The sequence below is a fragment of the Microbacterium sp. SGAir0570 genome (assembly GCF_005491085.2).
In the GTDB taxonomy this organism is placed as follows: domain Bacteria; phylum Actinomycetota; class Actinomycetes; order Actinomycetales; family Microbacteriaceae; genus Microbacterium; species Microbacterium arborescens.
In genome coordinates this window covers 1,681,243-1,705,907 of record NZ_CP027929.1, presented here as the reverse complement: position 1 = coordinate 1,705,907, position 24,665 = coordinate 1,681,243, and the positions used below count along the sequence as shown (strand labels likewise).

Below are 24,665 nucleotides of genomic sequence, written 5' to 3'. Positions count from 1 at the left end.
TGGTCCGAATTACTCGGCTGCCGCCACGATGTTGACGACCTTGCGGCCACCCTTCGTGCCGAACTCGACGGCACCGGCCGCAAGTGCGAACAGGGTGTCGTCGCCGCCACGGCCGACGTTGGCGCCGGGGTGGAAGTGCGTGCCGCGCTGGCGGACGAGGATCTCGCCGGCGTTGACGGCCTGGCCGCCGAAGCGCTTCACGCCGAGGCGCTGTGCGTTGGAGTCACGACCGTTACGGGTGGAGCTTGCGCCCTTTTTGTGTGCCATCTCTGCGTCTCCCTGGCTTACTTGATGCCGGTGATCTTGACGCGCGTGAGGTCCTGACGGTGGCCCTGGCGCTTCTTGTAGCCGGTCTTGTTCTTGAACTTCTGGATCACGATCTTCGGGCCGCGCTCCTCACCGAGAACCTCGGCGGTGACCGTGACCTTCGCGAGCTTGTCAGCGTCGGTGGTCACGGCGTCGCCGTCGACGAGGAGAACGGCGGGAAGCTCGAGCTTGTCGCCGATCTGAGCCGCCTGACGATCGAGGACGACGATCGTGCCGACCTCGACCTTCTCCTGACGGCCGCCGGCGCGCACAACTGCGTAAACCACTTCACACCTGTTTCTTCTGTGGAGCGCACGGCTCCGATTGTCTTTGCGAGACTGGAAAGTCTTGGTGCGCGTGCCCCAGATGATCCTGTGGCTGAGCCGCGATAACGACGGGACGTCGACGGACTCGCTGCACCAAGGGTCCACTTTACCGGATGCCGGGAGATCCGGCAAAAGGACGGCCGGGTGTGTCGCGGCCGGCGCCCCCGCGGCATCCGCTTCGTAGGATCGGAGGATGGCGATACTGATCGACGATCCGCGCTGGCCGGCGCACGGCAGGCTCTGGTCGCACCTCGTCAGCGACTCGGATCTCGATGAACTGCACGCGTTCGCCCGTCGTCATGAGGTGCCCGCCCGCGCCTTCGACCTCGATCACTACGACGTCCCCGACTCGGCGTTCGACCGCCTGGTCGCCGGCGGCGCACAGCACGTGTCCGGCCACGAACTGGTGCGTCGCCTCATCGCCTCCGGGCTGCGTGTCACCGCGCGCGAACGCCGCGGGATCTGAAGCGATCCCGCGGCGTTCGTCGTGACGATCGACCTCAGTCGTCCGAGGCCGGCGCCGCCGATACCGGGGTGCCGCTGAGGGCGGCGGTCGTCACGCGGCGACGTCCGCGGCCCTGACCGGGAGCCTTGGGTTCGGGGAGCGCGTTGAGCACCGAGTCGAGGAGCAGGTCCTTCTCGGTTCGCGGCGCCTTGGGCTCGGCCTTCTTGCGCCGTGGCTTCTTCGGGCGCTCGACGGGTGCGGACTCCGCCTCCACCGGGACGGTGATGATCTCGGCGTCCTCCTCCGCAGCAGTCGCCTGGATCGTCGACGCGGCGATCTGGGCGAGTGCCGACTTCGCGCCCTCGGTGATGACGTGGGTGCCGCCGTTCGCGGGCGCGGGAGCCGCGTTACCGCCGCCACGGCCGTTGCGGCGCGCCGAACCGTTGCCGTTGCCGTTCTGCGAGCCGGCGCCGCGGTGCTTGACCACCGGATCGTGGTGGACGATGACGCCGCGGCCGGCGCACACCTCGCACGCCTCGCTGAAGGTCTCCAGGAGCCCGAGGCCCAGCTTCTTGCGCGTCATCTGGACCAGACCCAGCGAGGTGACCTCGGCGACCTGGTGCTTCGTGCGGTCACGGCTCAGGCATTCGATCAGACGCCGCAGCACGAGATCGCGGTTGGACTCGAGCACCATGTCGATGAAGTCGACGACGATGATGCCGCCGATGTCCCGCAGGCGCAGCTGCCGGACGATCTCCTCGGCGGCCTCGAGGTTGTTCTTGGTGACGGTCTCCTCGAGATTGCCGCCCGATCCGACGAACTTCCCCGTGTTCACATCCACCACGGTCATCGCCTCGGTGCGGTCGATCACGAGCGAACCGCCCGAGGGCAGCCACACCTTGCGATCCAGCGCCTTCTCGATCTGCTCCGTGACCCGGAACGCGTCGAAGGGGTCCTGCTCGTCCTCGTACTTCTCGACGCGCTCGAGGAGATCGGGCGCGACTCCCGTGAGGTACGACGTGATCGTCGAGTAGGCCTCGTCGCCCTGGATCAGCATGCGCGAGAAGTCCTCGTTGAAGACGTCGCGGACGATCTTCACGAGAAGGTCGGGCTCGGAGTGCAGGAGCGCGGGAGCCTGGATCTTCTCGAGCTGCGAGCTGATGTGCTCCCACTGCGAGGTGAGCCGCTGCACGTCTCGCGTGAGCTGGTCTTCCGTCGCGCCCTCCGCGGCGGTGCGCACGATGACGCCCGACGACTCGGGGAGGACCTCCTTGAGGATGCGCTTGAGACGCGCCCGTTCGGTGTCGGGAAGCTTGCGCGAGATACCGTTCATCGCGCCGCCCGGGACGTACACGAGGTAGCGGCCGGGGAGCGAGATCTGGCTCGTCAGGCGCGCACCCTTGTGCCCGACCGGATCCTTCGTGACCTGGACGAGGACGCGGTCGCCGGATTTGAGTGCGAGCTCGATGCGGCGCGGCTGGTTGCCCGTCTCGACGGCATCCCAGTCGACCTCGCCGGAGTAGAGCACGGCGTTGCGACCACGGCCGATGTCGACGAAGGCGGCCTCCATGCTCGGGAGCACGTTCTGCACGCGCCCGAGGTACACGTTGCCGATCAGCGAGGCATCCTGGTTGCGCGCGACGTAGTGCTCGACGAGCACGTTGTCCTCGAGGACGGCGATCTGGATGCGACCGTTCTTGGATCGAACGATCATGACCCGGTCGACCGCCTCGCGGCGGGCGAGGAACTCGGCTTCGGTCACGACGGTGCGCCGACGACCCGCTTCGCGGCCGTCGCGGCGGCGCTGCTTCTTCGCCTCGAGCCGGGTGGAGCCCTTGATGCGCTGCGGTTCGGTGATGAGCTCCACCGCGCGCTGGCGCGGAGCAGGCTCATTGCCCTCATCGCCGTTCGACCCGCCGCGGCGGCGGCCGCGACGGCGCGAGCTGCTCGAGCCCGATGAGGACGCGGAGTCGTCGTCCTCGACGTCGTCCGGCAGCGCCGGAAGCGGCGGGATCTCGGGAGCGTAGAAATGCAGCGCGGTGGATACCGCGGAGACGAACTCGGCGGGCAGGAGACCGAGCGAGACCGCGGTCGGAGGGCCGGCGTCCGCCGCCTCTTCGGCGGGGGCGGGTTCCTCTGCGGGGGCGGGTTCCTCGGCGGGGGCAGGCTCTTCTGCGGGGGCGGGTTCCTCCGCGGGCTCGGGCTGCGGAGCGGGAGCCTGCTCTTCCCCACGGACCTCCTCCTGCGCCGGGGAGGACTCCTCAGCAGGCACGGGCTCGTCGGGAGCGGCGGCCGACTCATCGGCGCCGGCAGCGGGCTCCGGGGCATCGTCCTCGGCTGCCCGTCCGCTGTCGATGTGCTCCTCGGTGGCGTCGATCGACGTCACGGCATCGGCCAGTTCGGCCGCGGCGGGGTCTACCGCGTTCTCGGACTCATCGGGGGTCGGGTTGTCATTGCGATCGTCGGCCATCACTGGCGTACTCCTCTTCGGGCGGCACCGCGCGCCACCCGGCACATCTCTGGCGGCGTCGCTCCCGGAAGGACGAGCCGCGAACTCACTCGGTGTGCAGCCGGCTCTCGGCGCGGCCTGCGTGGGCAGCCATTGCCCGAAGTCTCTCGTGACGCACTGTCGCAGCGCGGCTGCGTGCGTGCATCGACATCCATTATCGCACTACGCGCGTCCCTTCGTGGGACGCGGGCCCCGACGCTCACGGCCGGGCCATCGGCAGCGATGCGATAATCGCGATCATGCCCGCTTCCCGAAGCCATGCCCGCCCCGTCGCACTCGCCGTCTGGCTGATGATCGCGGGCGTGATCGGATGGATCGCCGCCTTCGCTCTGACGACCGAGCGACTGCACCTTCTCGAGGACGCGACAGCGACGGCATCCTGCGACTTCAACCTCGTCGTGCAGTGCGGTGCCAACCTGACATCGCCGCAGGGGTCGGTCTTCGGCTTCCCCAACCCGCTGCTCGGGCTCACCAGCTGGGTCGCGCCGATCGTGGTGGGCGCGGCGATCCTCGCCGGCGCACGCTTCGCGCGGTGGTTCTGGCTGTTGTTCTGGGCGGGCATGGCGTTCGCGTTCGGGTTCGTGATCTGGCTCATCTCGCAGAGCATCTTCGTGCTCGGCACCCTCTGCCCGTGGTGCATGGTCACCTGGTTCGTGACGATCCCGAGCTTCTACGCCGTGACTCTCCACGTCCTGCGCTCGGGCACCGTTCCGCTCCCGCGTCGAGGCCGCGCGGTCGCGGGCACGCTGTCGGGCTGGGTCCCGCTCCTGGCCGTCCTGAGCTACGTCGCGATCGCCGTCGTCGCGCAGCTCCGGCTGGACTGGATCGGCTTCCTCTGAAACGACGACGCCCGCGAGCCGACGTCGTGACATCGAGTCGCGGGCGGGATGCCGCTGTGCCGCTCAGCCGAACCAGATCTGCAGCTCGCGGGCTGCGGACTCGGGGCTGTCGGAACCGTGGACGAGGTTCTGCTGAACAGCCAGGCCCCAGTCGCGACCGAAGTCGCCGCGGATCGTTCCGGGGGCCGCCGTCGTCGGATCGGTGGTCCCGGCGAGGGACCGGAAGCCCTCGATGACACGATTGCCGGCGAGGCGGATGGCCACCGACGGTCCGCTCTGCATGAACTCGAGCAGCGGCTCGTAGAACGGCTTGCCCGCGTGCTCGGCGTAGTGCTGCTCGAGCAGCTCACGGTCGGCCTCGACCAGACGGATGTCGACGAGCGCGTATCCCTTGGCTTCGATACGAGCCAGGATCGCGCCGGTGAGGCCGCGAGCCACGCCGTCGGGCTTGACGAGAACGAGGGTCTCTTCGGTGGGCATGTCAGTCTCCGTTCGATTCGTCGGCTGCGAGGGCGGCGTTGCGCCGGTCGAGAGCAGCCCCCTTGATGGTCGCATACGCGTACATGCCGCCGAAAACCAGTGCGACGATTCCGAGCGCAGGTACGAGGAACACGCCGAGAGCCAGGATGACCTGGAGGGCCCAGCCCAGCACGATCCCCCACCGGTGGCGCAGGACGCCGGAGGTGACGATCATCGCGACGGCGAGCACCGCGCCCGCGACGACGCCCCACCAGTCCGGCACGCCGTCGGGCAGGACGCCGAGTCCGTACACCGTGAGGCCTCCGAGGAAGACGACGATCGACTCGAACCCGAGGACGACCGAGCCGAGGGACTCGGCGGCACCACGGCGCCGGCGTTCCCGGGGCCGACTCACGCCTGCCATCCCGACTTCCAGTCCTCCGCGGCGGCGAGGGCGATCGCCTCACCGGCGAGCACGACCGAGCCGGCGATGACAACCGCTCGCCGCTCCCCGTCCGCTGCCCACTCGCGCGCTGCCTCGGCCGCCTCGACGAGATCGCGGTGCTCGGTGACGCCGAGCCCGTGTTCCTCCGCGAGGTCGGCCACGAGGGTCGGATCCGAGGCGCGCTCCGAGTCGGGCGCGGTCGCGAAGACGTGAGCGGCGACCGGCGCCAGCGCGTCGACGATTCCGGCGGCGTCCTTGTCGCCGAGGACACCCAGCACGACACCCCACTCGTCGAAGTCGAACGATTCGCGCAGCGCCGCGGCGAGGGCGGCGGCGCCGTGGGGGTTGTGGGCGCTGTCGACGAGCACCGTCGGACTGATCCCGAGCAGCTGCAGCCGGCCGGGAGAGGTGACCGCGCCGAGACCGTCCGCGACGACCTCCGGGTGAAGGGCCTGGTCCTCGGCCCCGATGAGAGCCTCGACGGCGGCGACCGCCAGTGCGGCGTTCTCCGCCTGATGGGATCCGTAGAGAGGCAGGTAGAGCTCGGGGTACTCCCCCGCCCGACCGCGCACGCTGATCTGCTGACCACCCACGGCGAGGCTGTGACCGGACAGGCCGAACTCATCGCCGGCGAAGCCGACGGTGGCAGCGACCTCCGCAGCGCGCGCCCGGATCTGCGCGGCCGCCTCGGGGGTCTGCACGGCCGAGACGACCGCCGCGCCCGGCTTGATGATGCCCGCCTTGACCGCGGCGATCTCGCCGATCGTCTCGCCGAGGCGGTCGGCGTGGTCCAGCGCCACGGGGCCGATGACCGCGACGTCGCCGTCGGCGGTGTTGGTCGAGTCCCACGACCCGCCCATGCCCACCTCGACGACGGCGACGTCCACCGGAGCGTCGGAGAAGGCCACGAAGGCGAGCACCGTCAGCAGTTCGAAGAACGTCAGGGGGGCGTCGTCCGCAGCGGCCAGCTCGGCGTCGACGAGGTCGACGAAGGGCGCGATCTCCTCCCAGGCGTCGGCGACCGCGGCATCCGCGATCGGCTCGCCGTCGATGAGAATCCGCTCGGTGAACCGCTCGAGGTGGGGGCTCGTGAACAGCCCGGTGCGCAGTCCATGCGCCCGCACGAGGCTCTCGATCATGCGGCTCGTCGAGGTCTTCCCGTTGGTTCCCGTTACGTGCACGACGCGATAGGTGCGCTGCGGGTCGTCCAGCAGCTCGAGGACGCGCCGGGTGCGCTCGACGCGCGGCTGCACCCATTGCTCCCCCTGACGCTGCAGCAGCGCTGTGTAGACGGCATCCGCACGGGCCTGATCGGTCATGCGCTCTCTCCTGTCAGACGGGTGACGCTCACGGTGAGGTCGCCGCGGTTCGCGTAGGTCTTCGCGGCGACGACCGCCGCGAAGTCGGGCTCGTCCGCGGCGTCGAACTCCGCGGACGCGGCAAGCGTCTGCGCGGATGTCCGCACGATCCATTCGCGAGCCAGGGTCTCTCCCGCGACGTCGGCCGCGTCGAACGCCGATGCGACAGCGGCGGCGTCCTCGTCGGCATCGAATGCGAGCGCGAGACGGATGCGGTCGCTGACCTCGAAACCGGCGGCCTTGCGCGTGTCCTGCACGGCCCGGATGACGTCGCGTGCGAGGCCTTCGGCCTCGAGCTGCGCAGTGGTCGTCGTGTCGAGCAGCACGAATCCGCCCCCGGACAGGAGAGCGATGGCGGTGCCCTCCGCGACGCCGCCCGCCTCGAGGGTCAGGTCGTATTCGCCGGGCTCGAGGGCGACGCCGTCGACGGTCACGACGCCGTCCTGCTCGCTCCACAGGCCCGCCCGGGCACCCGCGATGACATGCTGCACCTGCTTGCCCAGTCGCGGACCGGCCGCGCGCGCATTGACGGAGAGGCGCTGGCTGATGCCGTACGAGGCCGCGAGGTTGTCGGAGAGCTCGGCGACGGCGACATCCTTCACGTTGAGCTCGTCGCGGAGGATGTCGGCGAACTGCTCCAGAGCCGCCGCATCGGTGATCGCGACGGTGAGCTGCGGCAAGGGCAGCCGGACGCGCTTGCCTTCCTTCTTCCGCAGCGCGTTGGCCACCGACGACACCTCGCGGACGGCATCCATCGCCGAGCGGATGTCGGCGGCCGGAGCGAAATCGGCGGCGTCGGGCCAGTCCTCCAGGTGGACGCTGCGTCCTCCGGTCAGGCCCTGCCAGACCCGCTCGCTCACGAGCGGGAGGAGCGGTGCGGCCACACGGGTCAGCGTCTCGAGCACCGTGTACAGGGTGTCGAAGGCTTCCGTCGACGAATCGTCGCCGGGAACGACGCCCACCCAGAAGCGATCGCGCGAGCGGCGGATGTACCAGTTCGTGAGCGCCTCGGCGAAGTCGCGGAGCTTGGCGGCGGCCATCGTGGAGTCGAGAGCCTCGAGGTCGGCGGCGACATCGCGCACGAGGTCGCCGGTCAGCGCCAGGATGTAGCGGTCGAGCACGTTGGTGGAGTCGGTGCGACGTCGCGCCTGGTAGCCCGTCCCGCCCTCGCCGCCGGCGGCGTTGGCGTAGGTGGCGAAGAAGTACCAGGTGTTCCACAGCGGGAGCAGGAACTCGCGCACGCCGGCGCGGATGCCCTCCTCGGTCACCACGAGGTTGCCGCCGCGCAGCACCGACGACCCCATGAGGAACCAGCGCATCGCGTCGGAACCATCGCGGTCGAAGACCTCGGACACGTCCGGGTAGTTGCGCAGCGACTTCGACATCTTCTGACCGTCGCTGCCGAGCACGATGCCGTGGCAGGCGACGCCCGAGAACGCGGGCCGGTCGAACAGGGCGCCCGAGAGCACGTGCATGACGTAGAACCAGCCGCGCGTCTGCCCGATGTACTCCACGATGAAGTCGGCCGGCGCGTGCTCGTCGAACCACTCGCGGTTCTCGAAGGGGTAGTGCACCTGTGCGTAGGGCATCGACCCCGAGTCGAACCACACGTCGAAGACGTCCTCGATGCGGCGCATCGTGGAGCGGCCCGTGGGGTCGTCGGGGTTCGGACGCGTCAGGTCGTCGATGAACGGCCGGTGCAGGTCGATCTCGCCGGCCTCGTTGCGCGGCAGACGCCCGAAGTCGCGTTCGATGTCCGCGAGCGAGCCGTACACATCGGTACGCGGGTACTCGGGGTCGTCGCTCTTCCAGACCGGGATCGGGGATCCCCAGAAGCGGTTACGACTGATGGACCAGTCGCGCGCGCCCTCGAGCCACTTCCCGAACTGCCCGTGCTTGACGTTCTCGGGCGCCCAGGTGATCTGCTCGTTGAGCTCGAGCAGGCGGTCCTTGATCGCCGTGACGCGCACGAACCAGCTCGACACAGCCTTGTAGATGAGCGGGTTGCGGCAGCGCCAGCAATGCGGGTAGGAGTGCTCGTAGCTCGCCTCGCGAAGGAGACGGCCCTCGGCCTTCAGCAGGCGGATGAGGGGCCGGTTGGCGTCCATCCACAGCTCGCCCGCCACGTCGGTGACCTGCGGGAGGAAGCGCCCGCCGTCGTCGAGGCTCATGATCAGCGGGATACCGGCCGCGGCAGTCACGCGCTGGTCGTCCTCGCCGTAGGCCGGCGCCTGGTGGACGATACCGGTTCCGTCCGTGGTGGTGACGTAGTCGTCGACGAGCACGCGCCATGCCGAACCGGTGCCCCAGGTCTCGGCATCCGCGTAGTAGTCGAAGAGCCGGTCGTACTGCACATCGGCGAGCTCGCTGCCCGGAAGCGTCCGCTCCACCGCCGCGCGCGCTTCTTCGGCGTCGGCGTACCCGAGGTCCTTCGCGTAGCCGCTGAGCAGCTCCTCGGCGAGGAGGTAGCGGTGCGCGTCGGCCTCGGCGCGGTCCTCGTGGACGTCGGCCGCGCCGGCCGGACCGCCGGGCAGCACGACGTAGCGGATGTCGGGGCCGACGGCGAGGGCGAGGTTTGTCGGCAGAGTCCACGGCGTCGTCGTCCACGCGAGAGCGCGCACACCGGTGAGTCCGAGCGACTCGGCCTTGGCGCCGACGAACGGGAAGGTGACGGTCACCGAGGGATCCTGGCGCATCTTGTAGACGTCGTCGTCCATGCGCAGCTCATGGTTCGACAGCGGCGTCTCGTCGCGCCAGCAGTAGGGCAGCACGCGGTGGCCCTCGTACGCGAGGTCCTTGTCCCACAGCTCCTTGAACGCCCAGAGCACCGACTCCATGAAGCCCGTGTCGAGCGTCTTGTATCCGCGCTCGAAGTCGACCCAGCGCGCCTGGCGGGTGACATAGTCCTCCCACTCGCGCGTGTACTCGAGCACGGAGGAACGCGCCTTGTCGTTGAAGGCGGCGATGCCCATCGCCTCGATCTCGCTCTTCTCGGTGATTCCGAGCTGCTTCATCGCTTCGAGCTCAGCCGGGAGACCGTGGGTGTCCCAGCCGAAGACGCGGTCGACCTTCTTTCCGCGCATCGTCTGGAAGCGCGGGAAGACGTCCTTGGCGTACCCGGTGAGGAGGTGACCGTAGTGCGGCAGGCCGTTGGCGAAGGGCGGGCCGTCGTAGAAGACCCACTCGGGTGCCCCCTCCCGTCGCGCGATCGAGCTGCGGAAGGTGTCGTCCCGCTCCCAGAACGCCAGCACCTCACGCTCGACGTCGGGGAAGCGGGGGCTGGGCACGACGCTGTCGGCGGCGGGGCCGAAAGCAGAGGACTTCGGATAGGTCATGGCTTCTCTCGCAGGGTCGGACTTCCTGCGAGGACGATCGTGCGACCGCGGTACCACCCCGCTTGCCCCGGAGGGCCACTCTCCCAGCGGCTGTCACGGGCCTGCCCCGCTCGGTTCTACTGGGCGGATGGCCGCCGTTCTTCCGAGAGCTCCCCGGTGATGGCCGGATCGGTGCTGATGACCCCATCATACCGTCGGCATACGCTGAAGGTATGGCCCGCCCGCGCTCCCGCCCCGCTCCGCCTCGCGCGAGCGACCCCGACCTCCCCCGTCACCTCGAACATGCCATCCTGTCCCGGCATGCGGATCTCGTCGGGTCCTCGATCACGGTCGGGGCCGGGCCCGTCGACGGTGCCCACGCACGCGTGAGCGAGAGCGTCGTCGGGCCGGGGACCCCCGACCGGCTCGATCTCACCGGTGCGGTGCTCGCCGACGTCGCGCTCATCGACCTCGCGACGGCCGAGTTCCGCTCGGGCGACGGCAGCTGGCGCACCGTGACACTCAACGGCGGGCGGATCGGCACCCTCGATGCTCAGCGTGCTCGCTGGGACGGCGTCATCCTCCGCGGCATCCGGATCGACTACCTCTCGGTGCCCGCCGCGACGCTGCGGGACGTCCTCATCGTCGATTGCCGCATCGGCACGCTCGACGCCCCGGGTGCGGTGCTCGAGCGCGTCGGTTTCATCGACACCACGGTGGATGAGTTCGACACACGTGCCCTGTCGAGCACGGATCTCGACCTGCGCGGCCTGGAAGCGCTCGCCTTCACCGACATCCGTGCGCTGGCCGGAGCGACGGCCTCCCGTCGGCAGGTCGAGGCGCATGCCCCCGCGTTCGCCGCTGCGCTCGGATGGGACGTGCGCGACGAGGCATCCGCCCCGGAGTCGAACCGATGATCGCCCGCACCGAACGCCTGGTCCTGCGGCTGATGACGGAGGATGACCTGGGCCCGCTCCGCGAGATACTGACCGACCCCATCGCGATGACCGCCTACGAGGGGGCCTTCGACGACGACGAAAGCGCGCAGTGGCTCGCGCGCAATCTTCGTCGCTACGAGGAGGACGGTTTCGGACTCTGGGCCGTCGACCTCCCCGGAGTGGGCATGATCGGGCAGTGCGGCATCACGCGACAGTTCGTCGGCGACGAACAGGTTCTCGAGGTCGGCTACCTGTTCCACAGGGCGCACTGGCATCGGGGATACGCGACAGAGGCCGCGACCGCGGCGCGGGACTGGGGGTTCCGCGAGCTCGGTGCCCCCGCCATCTGGGCCAAGGTCCGTGACACCAACATCGCGTCCATGAACGTGGCCATCCGGCTCGGCATGACCGTTCGCCGCCGATTCATGGTGCACTACCGAGGCGTGGACATGCCTCACCTCGGCTTCGCCGTCGATCGCTGAGCGGCCTCGTCAGATCGCCGACCAGGCCTCGCCACGCACCTCGGCCAGCGGTGAAGCCTGCAGCAGGCGCGAGATCGGGCAACGCGCGTGCGCAGCGACGGCGAGGTTCGAGGCTTCGCTCTCGTCCAGCCCCTCGCCCGAGACGAAGGCGGTCACGACGAACTCGTATCCCTCGCGGCCTTCGGCGTCGCGCAAGGCGACCTCGACGCGCACGGCGGTGCGATGCGCTCCCGACACGATCGCCTGCGCCGTGGCGTTCAGGCACGTCGCCCAGGCCAGGGCGAGGAGCTGCTCCGGGTTGCTCGCGCGCCTGTCGTGCCCCGGCTGCAACGGGTTGGATACCGCGACCTCCAGACCATCCGGCACACGACTGACCCCCGTCCCGCCGTCGTCGTTCAGAGCTGAGGTGCGGTACCGGGTGGCCATGCGTCGACTATAGTTGAACGTCGTCCAACTATTGGAGGATGCGGCGTGCGCCCGACCGACGATCCGATCTCCCTGAGCGGGGTCGGCGTCACGTACCCTGGCGGCACCCGCGCCCTGTCGGGCGTCGATCTCACGGTCGCGCCGGGCGAGATCTTCGGAGTCATCGGCGAGAGCGGCGCGGGGAAGAGCACGCTTCTCGCCCTGCTCACGGGCGAGATCAGCGCGACGGCGGGCGCCGTCCGGGTGCTGGGACAGGACCCGCAGAGACTCAGCCGGGCGGCGCTGCGCACGCTTCGCCGGCGCATCGGAGTGGTGTTCCAGGGCGTGCACCTCCTGGCGAACCGGACCGTGCTTCAGAACGTCTCGATCGCTCTCGATCTGAGTGGCCGCGAACACGCGCGAGAGCGACGGGCCTCGGTCGACGAGGTGCTGCGCTTCGTCGGCCTGGGCGGCCGCGAACACGCGTACCCCGCCGAGCTGAGCGGAGGCCAGCGCCAGCGCGTCGGCATCGCCCGTGCGCTCGTCGCGCGCCCGGACATCCTGCTGTGCGACGAGCCGACCTCGTCTCTCGATGCCAGCACCACCGACGGCGTGCTCGCACTGCTCCGCGCGGCCCGCGACCGGTTCGGCACGACCGTGGTCGTCGTGACACATGATCTCGCCGTCGTCCGGCGGGTCTGCGACCGTGTCGCCCTGTTCGAGGACGGGCGAGTCCACGACATCCTGCGGGTGCAGCCCGAGCCCGACCTCGGCTCGGAGAGCTATCTCGACCGCGCCCGACGGGAGCTCGGCGCATGAGCGGTCTCGCCGACTCGCTCGGCCGCCGGGGCGAAGACCTGCTCGAGGCCCTCGGCGAGACCGGCTACATGCTTCTGGTCTCTCTCGCGGCGGCGGTGCTCCTCGGACTGCCGCTCGGCATGCTCGTATACCTGACCCGCCGGGGCGGCGCCGCACCGAATCGCGCGGTGTGGTGGACCGGGAACCTCTTCATCAACGTCGTCCGCTCGTTCCCGTTCCTGCTGCTCGTCGTGTTCCTCGTGCCGGTGACCCGGCTCGTCTACGGGACGACATTCGGCACGCCCGCGGCGACGTTCTCGCTCTGCTTCGTCGCCGTCGCGATCTACGCGCGTCTGGTGGAGCAGATCTTGCGCGAGATCAGCCCCGGAATCCCGCGGGTCGCTCGCACGATGGGAGCGACGCTTCCGCAGACGATCGTGCGTTTCCTCCTCCCGGAAGCCTTCCCCGGCCTCGTCTACGCCCTGACGTCGGCGACGATCAGTCTGCTGTCGTACTCCACCGTGCTCGGCGTGGTGGGCGGCGGCGGGATCGGCGACTTCGCCCTGCGCTACGGCTACCAGGAGTACGACTATCCGCTGATGTACTTCACGATCGCCGTCATCCTGGTCGTCGTCCTGGTCATCCAATCGATCGGTCACCGCCTGTCGATCCGTCTCGACCACCGTTGACTCCTGCCCACCGACTCTCACAAGGAGAACCCATGTCCTTCCGCTCCGTTCGCGCTCGCCTCGTCACGGCGGCGGTCGCCACGCTGGCGACCGCCGGGCTGCTCGCCGGCTGCGCCGGCTCACCGGGCGACGCCGATTCCGGCGTCACGACACTGCGCGTGGGTGCAGTGACCGCCCCCGCGACCGACATCGTCGAGGCCGCCGGAGCGGCGATCTCCGACGGGTACGAGATCGAGCTCGTACCGGTGTCGGACTACGTCACGGTCAACAACATGCTCGCCGCCGGCGACATCGACGCGAACTTCTCGCAGCACGAGCCGTACATGCAGGAGTTCAACGAGAAGAACGGGGCCTCACTCGAGGCGGTCCAACCCATCTACAACTTCGTCATCGCGTTCTATTCGAAGACCCTGACCGACATCGATCAGCTCCCCGACGGTGCGACGGTCGCCATCCCGAACGACTCGTCGAACACCGCCCGTGCGCTCAAGCTCCTCGCCGACGCCGGCGTGATCGGACTGACCCCGGGCATCGACCCCTACACCGCGACGCTCGACGATGTCTCAGAGAACCCGAAGAACCTGCAGTTCCTCTCGCTCGAGATCAATCAGCTGAACACGGCGTATGACGAGGCGGACCTGGTCTTCCAGTGGCCGTCGCACATCGCCGCGCTCGGCCTGACCCCTCAGGACGACGGCCTGCTCACCGAGCTCGACGACCGCTTCGCGCTGCAGCTCGTGGTGCCCTCGGCCGAGGCGGACTCCCCCGCCACGAAGGCACTCATCGACGCGTTCACGAGCGACGAGGTGCGCAAGGTCATCGAGGGCAACGAGACCATCGAAGCCGCCTTCTGACCACACGGGTGGGGCACCGATGCGGCGCCCCACCCCCGGTAGACTCGGACGACGCACACTCAGGCACGCTCACACAGTGCCGCACATATCGTCGAGGAGTTCCCATGACAGCGCACATTCCCGAGAAGCCCGCTCTGGAAGGCCTCGAGCAGAAGTGGGACGCCGCCTGGGCCGAGCAGGGCACCTACTTGTTCGATCGCGCGCGCGCCGCTGAGACGGGCCGTGGCGGCGTCTTCTCCGTCGACACGCCTCCCCCGACGGCATCCGGCTCGCTGCACATCGGCCACGTGTTCTCGTTCACGCACACCGATCTGAAGGTGCGGTTCGAGCGCATGCGCGGCAAGAGCGTGTTCTACCCGATGGGCTGGGACGACAACGGTCTTCCCACCGAGCGCCGTGTCCAGAACTACTACGGCGTGCGCTGCGACCCGACCCTCCCGTACGACGAGTCGTTCGTCCCGCCGTTCGAGGGCGGCGACAACAAGTCGAGCCGCGCCGCCGACCAGGTGCCCATCAGCCGTCGCAACTTCATCGAGCTGTGCGAGAAGCTGACCATCGAGGACGAGAAGCAGTTCGAGTCGCTCTTCCGTCAGCTCGGGCTCTCCGTCGACTGGACCCAGACGTACCGGACCATCTCCGACGAGACCATCCGCACCAGCCAGCTCGCGTTCCTGCGCAACCTCGAGCGGGGCGAGGCGTATCAGGCGCTCGCTCCCACGCTGTGGGACATCGACTTCCGCTCCGCGATCGCTCAGGCCGAGCTCGAGGATCGCGAGCAGCAGGCGTCGTACCACCGGATCGCGTTCCACAAGACCGACGGCAGCGGCGACATCCACATCGAGACGACGCGCCCGGAGCTGCTGCCGGCGTGCGTCGCCCTCGTCGCGAACCCGGACGACGAGCGCTATCAGCCGTACTTCGGCAAGACCGTGCGCACACCGCTCTTCGACGTCGAGGTGCCGGTTCTCCCGCACCACCTCGCTCAGCCCGACAAAGGCTCGGGAATCGCGATGATCTGCACCTTCGGTGACGTGACGGACATCATCTGGTGGCGCGAGCTCGACCTGCCCAACCGCACGATCCTCGGTCACGACGGCCGCATCGTCGCCGACGCGCCCGACGTCATCGTCGCGGATGCCGCGCGCGCCGCATACGCGGAACTCGCCGGAAAGACCGTCTTCAGCGCCAAGAAGCGCATCGTGGAACTCCTGCAGGAGTCCGGGGAGCTGCTCGAGGTGTCCAAGCCCTTCAGCCACCCGGTGAAGTTCTTCGAGAAGGGCGACCGTCCGCTCGAGATCGTCTCGACGCGCCAGTGGTACCTGCGCAACGGAGCCCGCGACGAAGAGCTGCGGTCGCGCCTCATCTCGCTCGGCCAGGAGATGTCGTGGCACCCCGACTTCATGCGGGTTCGCTACGAGAACTGGACGAACGGACTCACCGGCGACTGGCTCGTGTCGCGTCAGCGGTTCTTCGGCGTGCCCATTCCGATCTGGTACGGACTCGACGAGAACGGCGAACGCGATTACGAGCGCGTCATCACCCCCGATGCCGCTCAGCTCCCGATCGACCCGACCACCGATGTCCCCTCGGGCTACACCGCCGAGCAGCGCGGGGTGCCGGGCGGGTTCGACGCCGAGCGCGACATCTTCGACACCTGGGCGACGTCGTCGCTGACCCCGCAGCTGGCGGGCGGGTGGCAGCGCGACGACGAGCTGTGGCAGCTCGTCGCGCCGTTCGATCTGCGACCGCAGGGGCAGGACATCATCCGCACCTGGCTGTTCTCCACGATGCTCCGCAGCGCTCTCGAGGACGGCCGCGCGCCGTGGTCGGATGCCGCGATCTCCGGATTCATCGTCGACCCCGACCGCAAGAAGATGTCGAAGTCGAAGGGGAACGTGGTCACTCCGGCCGACATCCTCGCGCAGCACGGCACAGACGCGGTCCGCTACTGGGCAGCCTCGAGCCGCCTCGGCTCCGATGCCGCGTTCGACCCGCAGAACCCGACGCAGGTGAAGATCGGCCGCCGTCTGGCCATCAAGGTGCTCAACGCGGCGAAGTTCGTGCTCTCGTTCCCCGTGCCCGACGGCGCGGCCGTGACCCACGACCTCGACGCCGCCATGCTTGCGACGCTCGACCGGGTGATCGTCGACGCCACGCGCGCGTTCGAGGCGTACGATCACGCTCGCGCACTGGAGATCACCGAGGCCTTCTTCTGGACGTTCTGCGACGACTACCTCGAGCTCGTCAAGGAGCGCGCGTACGACCGCTCCGACGCGGGTCAGGCCTCGGCGGCCCTGGCACTGCGCCTCGCGCTGTCCTCGCTGCTGCGTCTGCTGGCCCCGGTCCTCGCCTTCGCTGCGGAGGAAGCATGGTCGTGGTTCGAGGAGGGCTCGGTGCACGCCGCATCCTGGCCCGAGGCGAGCGGTATCGCCGGCGATCCCGACGTGCTGACCGCGGCCAGCGCCGCGCTCATCGGGATCCGACGGGCGAAGACCGAGGCGAAGGCCTCGCAGAAGACCCCCGTCTCGGTTCTCTCGCTTCGCGCGGATGCCGCGACGATCGAGCGCCTGCGCCGCGCCGAGGGCGACCTGAAGGCGGTCGGACGCATCACCGAGCTCGAACTCCTCGACGGCGCGGGCGACCTCGTCGTGGAGCGCGTCGAGCTGGCCCCGCAGGAGGTCTGAGATGCGTCTGGGAACCCGGTGGACCAGCGGCGATGAGCCGCCGGCCTCTCTGCCGGCCGCATTCCGTGATCAGGTCCGCGCCGTGGATCGCGTGCTCGACGTCGATCCGCGTCCGAAGTGGACGCTGACCTGGCTCGAGGGGCGCCCCGTCGCCGAACTGGAGAACGGCGTCGTCGTCTCGCTCGATGCTGCCGGTGTTCCCGTCGTCGGCCAGATAGACGACGACACGTTCTGACGCCCCGCTCTCCCGCCGCTCAGTCCGGGGTGGCGGCGGGAGAGCCCTGTCCGGTCGCGGATCGGATGAGTCGCGTGCAGACCGCCGTCGCGACGATGCACACCGCCCCGGCGGCGATGAAGGGCAGTCGCAGGTCGACGGACGCGACCAGCCCGCCCAGGATCGTCGCCACCGGGAAGAGTCCCCAGGTCAGAGTGCGGATGATGCCGAGAGTGCGCCCGAACAGCGCCGGCGGGATGATCTGCTGCCGCAGCGCACCCCACGGAACGTTCCACAGCGACACCGCGAAAGCCATTCCCGCGTAGGCGATGATCGCGACGACGATGTTCGGCGCGAGCCCGACGGCGACCATGCATGCGGCCGCGGCCAGGTTCGCTCCCCACATCACGTTGCCGCGCCCCCATCGCGCGACGAGACGAGCAGCGACGAGCGAGCCGCCGAGTGCGCCGACTCCGACGCCCGCCGTGACGAACCCGATGGCGATCTCGGGTACCCCGTGGACATCCAGGAAGTAGAGCAGCGTCGGTGCCTGCGCGAAGGCGAAAGCGCATCCGACGACCGAGGTGAACACGACCAGCGCCCGCAGGAACCGGTGTCGCCAGAGGTACCGCAGCGCCTCGCCGGCGGGGACCGGGGCAACGGTCGGAGCGGGCAGTGGCTCCGGCACGGTGCCGGCGACGACCTCGCCCTGATCGGCGCCGACGACGGTCGAGGCTCGGGACCGCGCCGCCGCGAGCGGAAGGACGAGCGCGAGTGCGATCGGAACGATGTACCCGGCGGCGCCCAGCCACAGCGGGAGCGCGAGCGACACGGCGAACAGGACGCCGGCGACCGGCTGCGCGAGGAAGCTGTCGATAGTGATCTGCGCGGCCTGGATCCGTCCGTTGGCTCGATCCAACTGGTCTCGGCCGACGACGCTCGGGATGACCGCGTTGGTGGCGTTGTCGAAGAGCGTCTCGCCGAAGCCGAAGACCAGAGTGCCGATCAGCAGCCACACGACATCGAGCCCGCCCGTGACAGTGAGCACCGCCAATCCGACCGCGGCCGCCCCGCGCACGGTGTTCGCCAGGGCCATCACGCGACGCCGGTCGAACCGATCGACGATCATGCCGGCCGGCACGCCGAAGACGAGCCACGGGACGAAGGCCGCCGCACCGAGCAACGAGATCAGCAGCGGGTCGCGCGTGAGCGTCGTTGCGATGAGCGGAACCGCGGTGCGGCCCAGTCCGTCCGCCAGATTGCTGAACGCGGCGGCGGACCACAGTCGGCTGAAGTCCCGCCCGAGGGGCCGCGGGCGCCCGGACCCGGGGGCTTGAGCCGGGGTGTCGGTGACGACGCTCATCATCAGTCGCTCTCTGTCGTGATCGGAAAAGCTTCGGCGCGCAGCGAGACGATGCGGCGGTCGACGGAGGGCGCCGCATCCGCGGCTTCGTCCACGCGGTACTCGTCGACCACATCGTCGATGACACGCTGGATCCTCGCGTTCACCTCGCCGAGCTGCGCGGCCGTCAACGAGACCGTGGCAGACGTGATGAGGGCGTTCTCCGCCCACGGATCGAGCTCATCGCGCAGTGTGGTCCCGACGAAACGCATGAGCTGCTCGTGACGGCGGTCGAGGAACTCGCCCATCACGACCTGCGTCGCGGCACGCCCCGCGGGCGTGCGCAAGGAGTCCGGTCCGGGGAACGAGACGCCCCCCGAGGGTCGCTCCCACCACCGCTCGCGCGCGGTGCCGCGATCCGGGATCTCGCGGATCAGGTCGTGCTTCGCGAGGGCGCGCAGGTGGTAGCTCGTGGAACCGGACGACTCCCCCGTCATGGCCGCCAGCGAGCTCGCCGTCTGAGGGCCTTGCTGACTGAGGATGTCGTACAGCCGCACGCGGACGGGATGCGCAAGGGCACGCAGCGCGCCGGAGTCGAGCGTGCGGACGTCGCGCCGCGTCTTCTCCTCGTCGTTGATCTCGGTCATGAGCACAAAGATAGCTTTGCAAATAGTTCTTTGCAAGTACTTCTTTGTGTTGCGCGTAGGCTGGGCACATGCCGGCGTCATCGAATCCGCTCCTGACCGCTTCGGCCCTCCCCTGGGGCCTCCCCGACTACCGCGAGATCGAGCCGGATCACTATCTGCCCGCGTTTGAAAAAGCGTTCGCTCAGCAACGCGCCGAGATCGACGCGATCACCGCCGATCCCGAACCGCCCACCTTCGAGAACACCGTTGCGGCATGGGAGAACAGCGGACGGCTCCTCGGTGACGTCGCGCGCACCTTCTTCACGATCAGCTCCGCCGACGCCACCCCGGCAGTCCAGGCAGTCGATGAGAGGCTCGCGCCGATGATGTCTGCGCACTCCGACGCGATCCTTCTCGATCAGCGCCTCTACACCAGGATCGAGAGTCTGCATGCCGCACGGGAGGAACTCGGACTCACCGCTGAGCAGCGGTATCTGCTGGAGCGGCGGTTCGTGCAGATGACGCACGCCGGCGCCGGGCTCGACGCCGACGCGAAGCGACGCCTGACCGAGCTCAACAGCCGCCTCTCCGTGCTCACCACGACGTTCGAGAAGAACCTCCTGGCGGACACGAACGATCTCGCCGTCGTCTTCGCATCGCGCGAGGAGCTCGACGGTCTGAGCGAGGGCGAGATCTCCGCCGCTGCGCGTGCGGCTGCCGATCGTGGACTGAACGGCGCCTACGTGGTCACGCTCACGCTGTTCACGGGCCACCCGTCGCTCGCTTCGCTCACCGACCCGCAGTCGCGTCGGCGGATCCTCGAGGCGTCGCGTGCGCGCGGTTCACGGCCCGGCCCGCACGACAACCGCCCCGTGCTGCTCGAGATCGTCCGGCTGCGTGCCGAGCGCGCCGAGCTGCTGGGCTTTCCGTCTCACGCGGCCTACGTCACCTCCGATCAGACGGCGGGCAACCCGGAAGCGGTGACGTCGCTGCTGCGCCGACTCGCCGCCCCCGCGGCCCACAACGCGCAGCAGGAGAAGCAGGCACTTCGGGCCGTCCTGGGCGACGAGGTGGGTCCCGCTGACTGGGCGTTCGCGACCGAGCGCGTGCGCGCGACCACGCTGGAGATCGACACGACGGCCCTGCGCCCGTGGTTCGAGGCCGAACGCGTGCTGCGCGACGGTGTCTTCTTGGCCGCGACACAGCTGTACGGCGTCACGTTCCGTGAGCGCGGAGACCTTCCGGCATACCACGAGGACGCACGAGTATTCGAGGTGTCGAACGAGGACGGCTCGCACCTCGGGCTCTTCATCCTCGACCTCTACACCCGCGACACCAAGCGGGGCGGCGCCTGGATGAACTCCATCGCTTCGCAGTCGGAGCTGCGCGGCACGACGCCGATCGTCGTCAACAACCTCAACGTCCCCCAGCCGGCGCCGGGTACACCGACGCTGCTCACGCTCGATGAGGTGACGACCCTCTTCCACGAGTTCGGGCACGCACTGCACGGGTTGTTCGCCACCGTCACCTATCCGACCTTCGCCGGGACGAACGTGTTCCGAGACTTCGTCGAGTTCCCGAGCCAGGTCAACGAGATGTGGATCTACCGCCCCGAGGTGCTGGCGAACTACGCTCGCCATGTCGAGACCGGCGAGCCGATCGGATCCGACGTCGTCGACCGGCTCGAGGCCTCCGGAACGTTCAATCAGGGATTCGCGACGAGCGAGTATCTCGCCGCCGCGTGGCTCGACCTCGCCTGGCACTCGCTCAGTGCAGACGAAGCGGCGGCCGTCACCGACGTGGCCGCCTTCGAAGCCGCAGCGCTCGCGGACATCGGCCTCGACGATCCCGCGGTGCCGCCGCGCTACTCCTCGGCATACTTCGCGCACATCTTCTCCGGCGGGTACAGTGCCGGGTACTACTCCTACATCTGGAGCGAGGTCCTCGACGCCGACACCGTTGAGTGGTTCGCGGAGAACGGCGGCCTGACCCGCACGAACGGCGACCGGTTCCGTCAGCGCCTGCTGGGGGTCGGCGGGTCGAAGGACCCCCTGGAGGCATACCGTGACTTCCGTGGTCGCGATGCCCGCATCGAGCCGCTCCTCGTGCGCCGCGGCCTCAGCGTCTAGGACGCACCCTCCTGAGGGTCACCGTCGGCGGGCGCTATGTCGTACACCAGACGCGCGAAAGCGCCCACCTGCTCCGCGGAACGCAGTGAGAGCCGGTCGGACTCGATGCGGCGCGGGAGCACGGGCGCTCCCCCACCGAGGGTCGCGGGCGCGACCGATACCGCGATCTGATCGAGCGCGTCGGCGTCGAGAAATTGCCCGGCCAGATCTCCGCCGCCCACGATCCAGACGTCGCGATCACCGGCTGCCTGCCGGATGCGAGGGAGGACGGCCGGCACGGGCCCCGAGACGAACCTGACGTCCGCGCCGGCCGGCCGGGGCAGATCACGAGAGGTGAACACGAACGTCGGTCGATCACCGTGGAACTCCTGCCACCGCTCGGGGTGCGCGAGCAGATCCGACTCCGCGAGGAGCCATTCGTACGTCGTCGACCCCTCGACGAGAACGCCCGCGTCGGCGGGGATCAGACTCGCATCGGGCTCGTCGCCTCCGTCGACCGCGAACAGCCAGGAGAGCGAACCATCGGCGTCGGCGATGAAGCCGTCGAGCGAGGTCGCCGCGTCGTAGATGATGCGTTGCATGTCGGCAGGCTAGCCCGGGCCTCCGACATCACGGTGGACGGCGTCGCGCTGCCTCCGCGCGTCAGGCGCTCTTGCGCTTCTGCCGTAGTACCAGGGTCGGAGCGGCGCCATCGTCGACGGCCGCACGGGTCACGATGACCTTATCGACATCATCGGCGGACGGGATCTCGAACATGATGGGCCCGAGGACGTCCTCGAGAATCGCGCGAAGGCCGCGGGCACCGGTCTTCCGGGCGACGGCGAGATCGGCGATCGCACGAAGTGCGTCTTCTTCGAACTCCAGCTCGACGCCGTCGAGCTCGAACATCCGCTGATACTGCTTCACGAATGCGTTCTTCGGGCCCGTGAGGATCTCGATGAGCGCCTTCTGGTCGAGCGGCGAGACCGAGGTCACGACGGGAAGACGGCCGATGAACTCGGGGATGAGACCGAACTTGTGCAGGTCTTCGGGTTCGACCTCACGGAAGAGGTCGAGCTCCTTGTCCTTCTCCTGCAGCGGAGCGCCGAAGCCGACGCCGTGCTTTCCGACGCGGGACGAGATGATCTCTTCGAGGCCTGCGAAGGCGCCGGCCACGATGAACAGGACGTTCGTCGTATCGATCTGGATGAACTCCTGGTGAGGGTGCTTGCGCCCTCCCTGCGGCGGAACCGACGCGACCGTGCCCTCGAGGATCTTCAGCAGTGCCTGCTGGACTCCTTCGCCGGAGACGTCTCGCGTGATGGAGGGGTTCTCGGCCTTGCGGGCGATCTTGTCGACCTCGTCGATGTAGATGATGCCGGTCTCAGCACGCTTGACGTCGAAGTCGGCCGCCTGCAGCAGTTTGAGGAGGATGTTCTCGACGTCCTCGCCGACGTACCCGGCTTCCGTCAGCGCCGTCGCGTCGGCGACGGCGAAAGGCACGTTGAGTCGCTTTGCGAGCGTCTGCGCGAGATAGGTCTTGCCGCAGCCGGTGGGCCCGAGCAGCAGGATGTTGCTCTTGGCGATCTCGACGTCGTCGGCGCGCTGCTCGGCAGGCTGAAGCGTCGAGTGAGCGCGCACGCGCTTGTAGTGGTTGTACACCGCGACCGAGAGAGCGCGCTTGGCCGGGTCCTGCCCGACGACGTACTCCTCGAGGAAGGAGAAGATCTCACGGGGCTTGGGAAGGTCGAACTCCGCCACCGACTCGTCGCCGGACTCGGCCATGCGCTCTTCGATGATCTCGTTGCACAGCTCGACGCACTCGTCGCAGATGTAGACGCCGGGTCCTGCGATCAGCTGCTGGACCTGCTTCTGACTCTTTCCGCAGAACGAGCACTTGAACAGGTCGGCACTCTCACCGATGCGAGCCATGTACCCCTCCTGGATGCCGGAAACCGTCGCTCACCTGAGAGCGTGGTGCTCCGAGCCTAACCTCTCCCGCAGACATCCCCGCGGATTTGCGCACGGTTCGGGTCGAACCGCCGCAGTGACGCGTATGGCCCCGGCTGCTCGCCGGGGCCATACGCGATGCACTCGCGCCCGTCAGGACGTGATCGCGGCGGGGGTGCGCTTGCGGGACGTCAGCACCTGGTCGACGATGCCGTACTCCATCGCCTCGTGGGCCGACAGGATCTTGTCGCGGTCGATGTCCTTGTTGACCTGCTCCTGCGTGCGATTGGTGTGGCGCGCCATGGTCTCCTCGAGCCACGTCCGCATGCGCAGGATCTCGGCGGCCTGGATCTCGATGTCCGACGCCTGACCGTGACCGGCCTCGCCCACGGCCGGCTGGTGGATCAGGATGCGGGCGTTGGGAAGGGCCAGGCGCTTGCCGGGAGCGCCCGCCGCGAGAAGCACGGACGCAGCCGACGCGGCCTGACCCAGCACGACCGTCTGGATCTGGGGCGACACGTACTGCATCGTGTCGTAGATCGCCGTCATGGCCGTGAACGAGCCGCCGGGCGAGTTGATGTACATGATGATGTCGCGGTCGGGGTCCTGCGACTCGAGCACGAGCAGCTGAGCCATCACGTCGTCGGCGGACGCGTCGTCGACCTGCACGCCGAGGAAGATCACGCGATCCTCGAACAGCTTGTTGTACGGGTCCTGACGCTTGTAGCCGTAGGCTGTGCGCTCCTCGAACTGCGGCAGGATGTAGCGGCTCGAGGGCATCGCTGCGCCGTGGGGAAGGCCGAAGGCGGGTGTGTTCATCGTTGTCTTTCTCCTTCGGTCGATCAGTTCTCGGTACCGCCGCCGCCGACCACGTCCGTGGCCGACTCGCGGATGTGGTCCACGAAGCCGTACTCGAGCGCCTCCTGAGCGGTGAACCAACGGTCGCGATCGCCGTCCGCGTTGATCTGCTCGACCGACTTGCCGGTCTGCGCCGCGGTGATCTCGGCGAGGCGGCGCTTCATGTCGAGGATCAGCTGCGCCTGCGTCTGGATGTCGCTGGCCGTGCCGCCGAACCCACCGTGCGGCTGGTGCAGAAGCACCCGCGCGTTGGGGGTGATGTAGCGCTTGCCCTTGGTGCCGGCGGTGAGCAGCAGCTGCCCCATCGAGGCCGCCATGCCGATGCCCACAGTGACGATGTCGTTCGGGACGAACTGCATCGTGTCGTAGATCGCCATGCCGGCGGTGATCGAGCCACCCGGCGAGTTGATGTAGAGGTAGATGTCCTTCTCGGAGTCCTCGGCGGCGAGCAGGAGGATCTTCGCGCAGATCTCGTTCGCGTTCTCGTCGCGCACCTCCGACCCGAGCCAGATGATGCGGTCCTTGAGCAGTCTGTCGAAGACGCTTGTTGCGATGAGGGGGTCAGCCATGTGTGCTCCTGATCCGAAGTTTCGTGACGTGTCGAATCTACCGACGCCGCCGCGCGCGTCCGGCCGTGTTCGCCGTGGGCATAGCCCGTGTCACCGCGCCCGTCGAGACGGAGCGTCCTCGCGGATAACAGAAGGGGCGGATGCCGC

General features: G+C 68.8%; 24 protein-coding genes. 10 read left to right on the top strand and 14 right to left on the bottom strand.

Features of this window, described 5'->3' with window-relative positions:
• Positions 1-9 precede the first annotated feature (9 nt).
• Both rpmA and rplU read right to left on the bottom strand, forming a co-directional pair.
• A complete protein-coding gene (gene rpmA, locus C1N74_RS08165; protein ID WP_023950785.1) occupies positions 10-267 on the bottom strand; it encodes a 50S ribosomal protein L27 in 258 nt (85 codons plus the stop codon).
• 17 nt (positions 268-284) lie between these two features.
• Positions 285-593 (bottom strand): 50S ribosomal protein L21, encoded by a 309-nt coding sequence (rplU, locus tag C1N74_RS08160; protein ID WP_023950787.1) that lies wholly within the window; start codon positions 591-593, stop codon positions 285-287.
• A 232-nt stretch (positions 594-825) separates the two neighbouring features.
• Here rplU and C1N74_RS08155 point away from each other — a divergent pair, with 232 nt between their 5' ends.
• Positions 826-1,098 (top strand): DUF4031 domain-containing protein, encoded by a 273-nt coding sequence (locus tag C1N74_RS08155; protein WP_064956589.1) that lies wholly within the window; start codon positions 826-828, stop codon positions 1,096-1,098.
• 34 nt (positions 1,099-1,132) lie between these two features.
• Here C1N74_RS08155 and C1N74_RS08150 read toward each other — a convergent pair whose 3' ends face one another.
• A complete protein-coding gene (locus tag C1N74_RS08150) occupies positions 1,133-3,547 on the bottom strand; it encodes an Rne/Rng family ribonuclease (RefSeq protein WP_023950792.1) in 2,415 nt (804 codons plus the stop codon).
• A 278-nt stretch (positions 3,548-3,825) separates the two neighbouring features.
• On the opposite strand from C1N74_RS08150, the gene C1N74_RS08145 reads away from it, so the two are divergent.
• Positions 3,826-4,425 (top strand): vitamin K epoxide reductase family protein, encoded by a 600-nt coding sequence (locus tag C1N74_RS08145; RefSeq protein WP_137750336.1) that lies wholly within the window; start codon positions 3,826-3,828, stop codon positions 4,423-4,425.
• Positions 4,426-4,488: 63 nt separating this feature from the next.
• On the opposite strand, the gene ndk is transcribed toward C1N74_RS08145, so the two are convergent.
• Genes ndk through ileS form a run of 4 tightly spaced genes read right to left on the bottom strand, consistent with a single transcriptional unit; the run spans position 4,489 to position 10,022 of the window.
• Positions 4,489-4,905 (bottom strand): nucleoside-diphosphate kinase, encoded by a 417-nt coding sequence (gene ndk / locus C1N74_RS08140; protein ID WP_023950795.1) that lies wholly within the window; start codon positions 4,903-4,905, stop codon positions 4,489-4,491.
• A 1-nt stretch (position 4,906) separates the two neighbouring features.
• Complete coding sequence (locus C1N74_RS08135; RefSeq protein ID WP_023950797.1) at positions 4,907-5,308, bottom strand: DUF4233 domain-containing protein; 402 nt, start codon at positions 5,306-5,308, stop codon at positions 4,907-4,909.
• Complete coding sequence (locus C1N74_RS08130; protein ID WP_064956592.1) at positions 5,296-6,648, bottom strand: folylpolyglutamate synthase/dihydrofolate synthase family protein; 1,353 nt, start codon at positions 6,646-6,648, stop codon at positions 5,296-5,298. Before C1N74_RS08130 ends, C1N74_RS08135 begins: the two co-directional genes overlap by 13 nt.
• Positions 6,645-10,022 carry an isoleucine--tRNA ligase gene (gene ileS, locus C1N74_RS08125; protein WP_137750335.1) on the bottom strand — a complete coding sequence of 1,126 codons (3,378 nt, stop codon included), beginning with the start codon at positions 10,020-10,022 and terminating at the stop codon, positions 6,645-6,647. Before ileS ends, C1N74_RS08130 begins: the two co-directional genes overlap by 4 nt.
• Positions 10,023-10,234: 212 nt before the next feature.
• On the opposite strand from ileS, the gene C1N74_RS08120 reads away from it, so the two are divergent.
• Together C1N74_RS08120 and C1N74_RS08115 are read left to right on the top strand one after the other, a co-directional pair.
• A complete protein-coding gene (locus C1N74_RS08120; protein WP_137750334.1) occupies positions 10,235-10,918 on the top strand; it encodes a hypothetical protein in 684 nt (227 codons plus the stop codon).
• Complete coding sequence (locus tag C1N74_RS08115) at positions 10,915-11,421, top strand: GNAT family N-acetyltransferase (protein ID WP_023950805.1); 507 nt, start codon at positions 10,915-10,917, stop codon at positions 11,419-11,421. The genes C1N74_RS08120 and C1N74_RS08115 overlap by 4 nt, the downstream gene beginning before the upstream one ends.
• A gap of 9 nt (positions 11,422-11,430) precedes the next feature.
• Here the strand turns inward: C1N74_RS08115 and C1N74_RS08110 are convergent, their stop codons facing one another.
• Positions 11,431-11,847, bottom strand: a complete 417-nt coding sequence (locus C1N74_RS08110) for an OsmC family protein (RefSeq protein WP_137750333.1) — start codon at positions 11,845-11,847, stop codon at positions 11,431-11,433.
• Between the two features lie 45 nt (positions 11,848-11,892).
• Here C1N74_RS08110 and C1N74_RS08105 point away from each other — a divergent pair, with 45 nt between their 5' ends.
• The 5 genes from C1N74_RS08105 (at position 11,893) to C1N74_RS08085 (ending at position 17,086) form a co-directional block, all read left to right on the top strand.
• A complete protein-coding gene (locus tag C1N74_RS08105; protein ID WP_023950809.1) occupies positions 11,893-12,645 on the top strand; it encodes an ATP-binding cassette domain-containing protein in 753 nt (250 codons plus the stop codon).
• Positions 12,642-13,313, top strand: coding sequence for a methionine ABC transporter permease (locus C1N74_RS08100; RefSeq protein WP_023950811.1), 672 nt, complete (start codon positions 12,642-12,644; stop codon positions 13,311-13,313). The genes C1N74_RS08105 and C1N74_RS08100 overlap by 4 nt, the downstream gene beginning before the upstream one ends.
• A 32-nt stretch (positions 13,314-13,345) precedes the next feature.
• Positions 13,346-14,167, top strand: a complete 822-nt coding sequence (locus C1N74_RS08095; protein WP_137750332.1) for a MetQ/NlpA family ABC transporter substrate-binding protein — start codon at positions 13,346-13,348, stop codon at positions 14,165-14,167.
• Positions 14,168-14,271: 104 nt separating this feature from the next.
• Positions 14,272-16,851, top strand: a complete 2,580-nt coding sequence (valS, locus tag C1N74_RS08090) for a valine--tRNA ligase (protein ID WP_137750331.1) — start codon at positions 14,272-14,274, stop codon at positions 16,849-16,851.
• Position 16,852: 1 nt separating this feature from the next.
• Complete coding sequence (locus tag C1N74_RS08085; RefSeq protein WP_023950818.1) at positions 16,853-17,086, top strand: hypothetical protein; 234 nt, start codon at positions 16,853-16,855, stop codon at positions 17,084-17,086.
• Positions 17,087-17,105: 19 nt separating this feature from the next.
• Here C1N74_RS08085 and C1N74_RS08080 read toward each other — a convergent pair whose 3' ends face one another.
• Together C1N74_RS08080 and C1N74_RS08075 are read right to left on the bottom strand one after the other, a co-directional pair.
• Positions 17,106-18,428: an MFS transporter gene (locus C1N74_RS08080; protein ID WP_137750330.1), complete on the bottom strand. Its 1,323-nt coding sequence runs from the start codon at positions 18,426-18,428 to the stop codon at positions 17,106-17,108.
• A 2-nt stretch (positions 18,429-18,430) separates the two neighbouring features.
• Positions 18,431-19,054 (bottom strand): helix-turn-helix domain-containing protein, encoded by a 624-nt coding sequence (locus tag C1N74_RS08075; RefSeq protein ID WP_071919371.1) that lies wholly within the window; start codon positions 19,052-19,054, stop codon positions 18,431-18,433.
• Between the two features lie 68 nt (positions 19,055-19,122).
• Here C1N74_RS08075 and C1N74_RS08070 point away from each other — a divergent pair, with 68 nt between their 5' ends.
• On the top strand, positions 19,123-21,162 hold the full coding sequence (locus C1N74_RS08070; RefSeq protein ID WP_137750329.1) for a M3 family metallopeptidase: 2,040 nt from the start codon (positions 19,123-19,125) through the stop codon (positions 21,160-21,162).
• Here the strand turns inward: C1N74_RS08070 and C1N74_RS08065 are convergent.
• From C1N74_RS08065 to C1N74_RS08050, 4 genes are all read right to left on the bottom strand, one after another.
• The gene (locus tag C1N74_RS08065; protein ID WP_137750328.1) at positions 21,159-21,743 is read right to left on the bottom strand and encodes a dihydrofolate reductase family protein; all 585 of its coding nucleotides are present in this window, start codon (positions 21,741-21,743) and stop codon (positions 21,159-21,161) included. The genes C1N74_RS08070 and C1N74_RS08065 overlap by 4 nt on opposite strands.
• Before the next feature lie 61 nt (positions 21,744-21,804).
• Complete coding sequence (clpX, locus tag C1N74_RS08060; RefSeq protein ID WP_023950828.1) at positions 21,805-23,073, bottom strand: ATP-dependent Clp protease ATP-binding subunit ClpX; 1,269 nt, start codon at positions 23,071-23,073, stop codon at positions 21,805-21,807.
• A gap of 171 nt (positions 23,074-23,244) precedes the next feature.
• The gene (locus C1N74_RS08055; RefSeq protein ID WP_023950830.1) at positions 23,245-23,910 is read right to left on the bottom strand and encodes an ATP-dependent Clp protease proteolytic subunit; all 666 of its coding nucleotides are present in this window, start codon (positions 23,908-23,910) and stop codon (positions 23,245-23,247) included.
• Between the two features lie 23 nt (positions 23,911-23,933).
• Entirely contained in the window at positions 23,934-24,518 is a 585-nt protein-coding gene (locus tag C1N74_RS08050; RefSeq protein ID WP_023950833.1) for an ATP-dependent Clp protease proteolytic subunit, read from the bottom strand.
• Between the last annotated feature and the right edge of the window lie 147 nt (positions 24,519-24,665).

Excerpts from the sequence above, each read along its gene's own strand:
- rpmA (WP_023950785.1), bottom strand. The coding sequence starts at position 267 with ATGGCACACAAAAAGGGCGCAAGCTCCACCCGTAACGGTCGTGACTCC.
- C1N74_RS08155 (WP_064956589.1), top strand. The coding sequence starts at position 826 with ATGGCGATACTGATCGACGATCCGCGCTGGCCGGCGCACGGCAGGCTC.
- C1N74_RS08150 (WP_023950792.1), bottom strand. The coding sequence starts at position 3,547 with ATGGCCGACGATCGCAATGACAACCCGACCCCCGATGAGTCCGAGAAC.
- C1N74_RS08145 (WP_137750336.1), top strand. The coding sequence starts at position 3,826 with ATGCCCGCTTCCCGAAGCCATGCCCGCCCCGTCGCACTCGCCGTCTGG.
- ndk (WP_023950795.1), bottom strand. The coding sequence starts at position 4,905 with ATGCCCACCGAAGAGACCCTCGTTCTCGTCAAGCCCGACGGCGTGGCT.
- C1N74_RS08135 (WP_023950797.1), bottom strand. The coding sequence starts at position 5,308 with ATGGCAGGCGTGAGTCGGCCCCGGGAACGCCGGCGCCGTGGTGCCGCC.
- C1N74_RS08130 (WP_064956592.1), bottom strand. The coding sequence starts at position 6,648 with ATGACCGATCAGGCCCGTGCGGATGCCGTCTACACAGCGCTGCTGCAG.
- ileS (WP_137750335.1), bottom strand. The coding sequence starts at position 10,022 with ATGACCTATCCGAAGTCCTCTGCTTTCGGCCCCGCCGCCGACAGCGTC.
- C1N74_RS08120 (WP_137750334.1), top strand. The coding sequence starts at position 10,235 with ATGGCCCGCCCGCGCTCCCGCCCCGCTCCGCCTCGCGCGAGCGACCCC.
- C1N74_RS08115 (WP_023950805.1), top strand. The coding sequence starts at position 10,915 with ATGATCGCCCGCACCGAACGCCTGGTCCTGCGGCTGATGACGGAGGAT.
- C1N74_RS08110 (WP_137750333.1), bottom strand. The coding sequence starts at position 11,847 with ATGGCCACCCGGTACCGCACCTCAGCTCTGAACGACGACGGCGGGACG.
- C1N74_RS08100 (WP_023950811.1), top strand. The coding sequence starts at position 12,642 with ATGAGCGGTCTCGCCGACTCGCTCGGCCGCCGGGGCGAAGACCTGCTC.
- C1N74_RS08095 (WP_137750332.1), top strand. The coding sequence starts at position 13,346 with ATGTCCTTCCGCTCCGTTCGCGCTCGCCTCGTCACGGCGGCGGTCGCC.
- valS (WP_137750331.1), top strand. The coding sequence starts at position 14,272 with ATGACAGCGCACATTCCCGAGAAGCCCGCTCTGGAAGGCCTCGAGCAG.
- C1N74_RS08085 (WP_023950818.1), top strand. The coding sequence starts at position 16,853 with ATGCGTCTGGGAACCCGGTGGACCAGCGGCGATGAGCCGCCGGCCTCT.
- C1N74_RS08080 (WP_137750330.1), bottom strand. The coding sequence starts at position 18,428 with ATGAGCGTCGTCACCGACACCCCGGCTCAAGCCCCCGGGTCCGGGCGC.
- C1N74_RS08075 (WP_071919371.1), bottom strand. The coding sequence starts at position 19,054 with ATGACCGAGATCAACGACGAGGAGAAGACGCGGCGCGACGTCCGCACG.
- C1N74_RS08070 (WP_137750329.1), top strand. The coding sequence starts at position 19,123 with ATGCCGGCGTCATCGAATCCGCTCCTGACCGCTTCGGCCCTCCCCTGG.
- C1N74_RS08065 (WP_137750328.1), bottom strand. The coding sequence starts at position 21,743 with ATGCAACGCATCATCTACGACGCGGCGACCTCGCTCGACGGCTTCATC.
- clpX (WP_023950828.1), bottom strand. The coding sequence starts at position 23,073 with ATGGCTCGCATCGGTGAGAGTGCCGACCTGTTCAAGTGCTCGTTCTGC.
- C1N74_RS08055 (WP_023950830.1), bottom strand. The coding sequence starts at position 23,910 with ATGAACACACCCGCCTTCGGCCTTCCCCACGGCGCAGCGATGCCCTCG.
- C1N74_RS08050 (WP_023950833.1), bottom strand. The coding sequence starts at position 24,518 with ATGGCTGACCCCCTCATCGCAACAAGCGTCTTCGACAGACTGCTCAAG.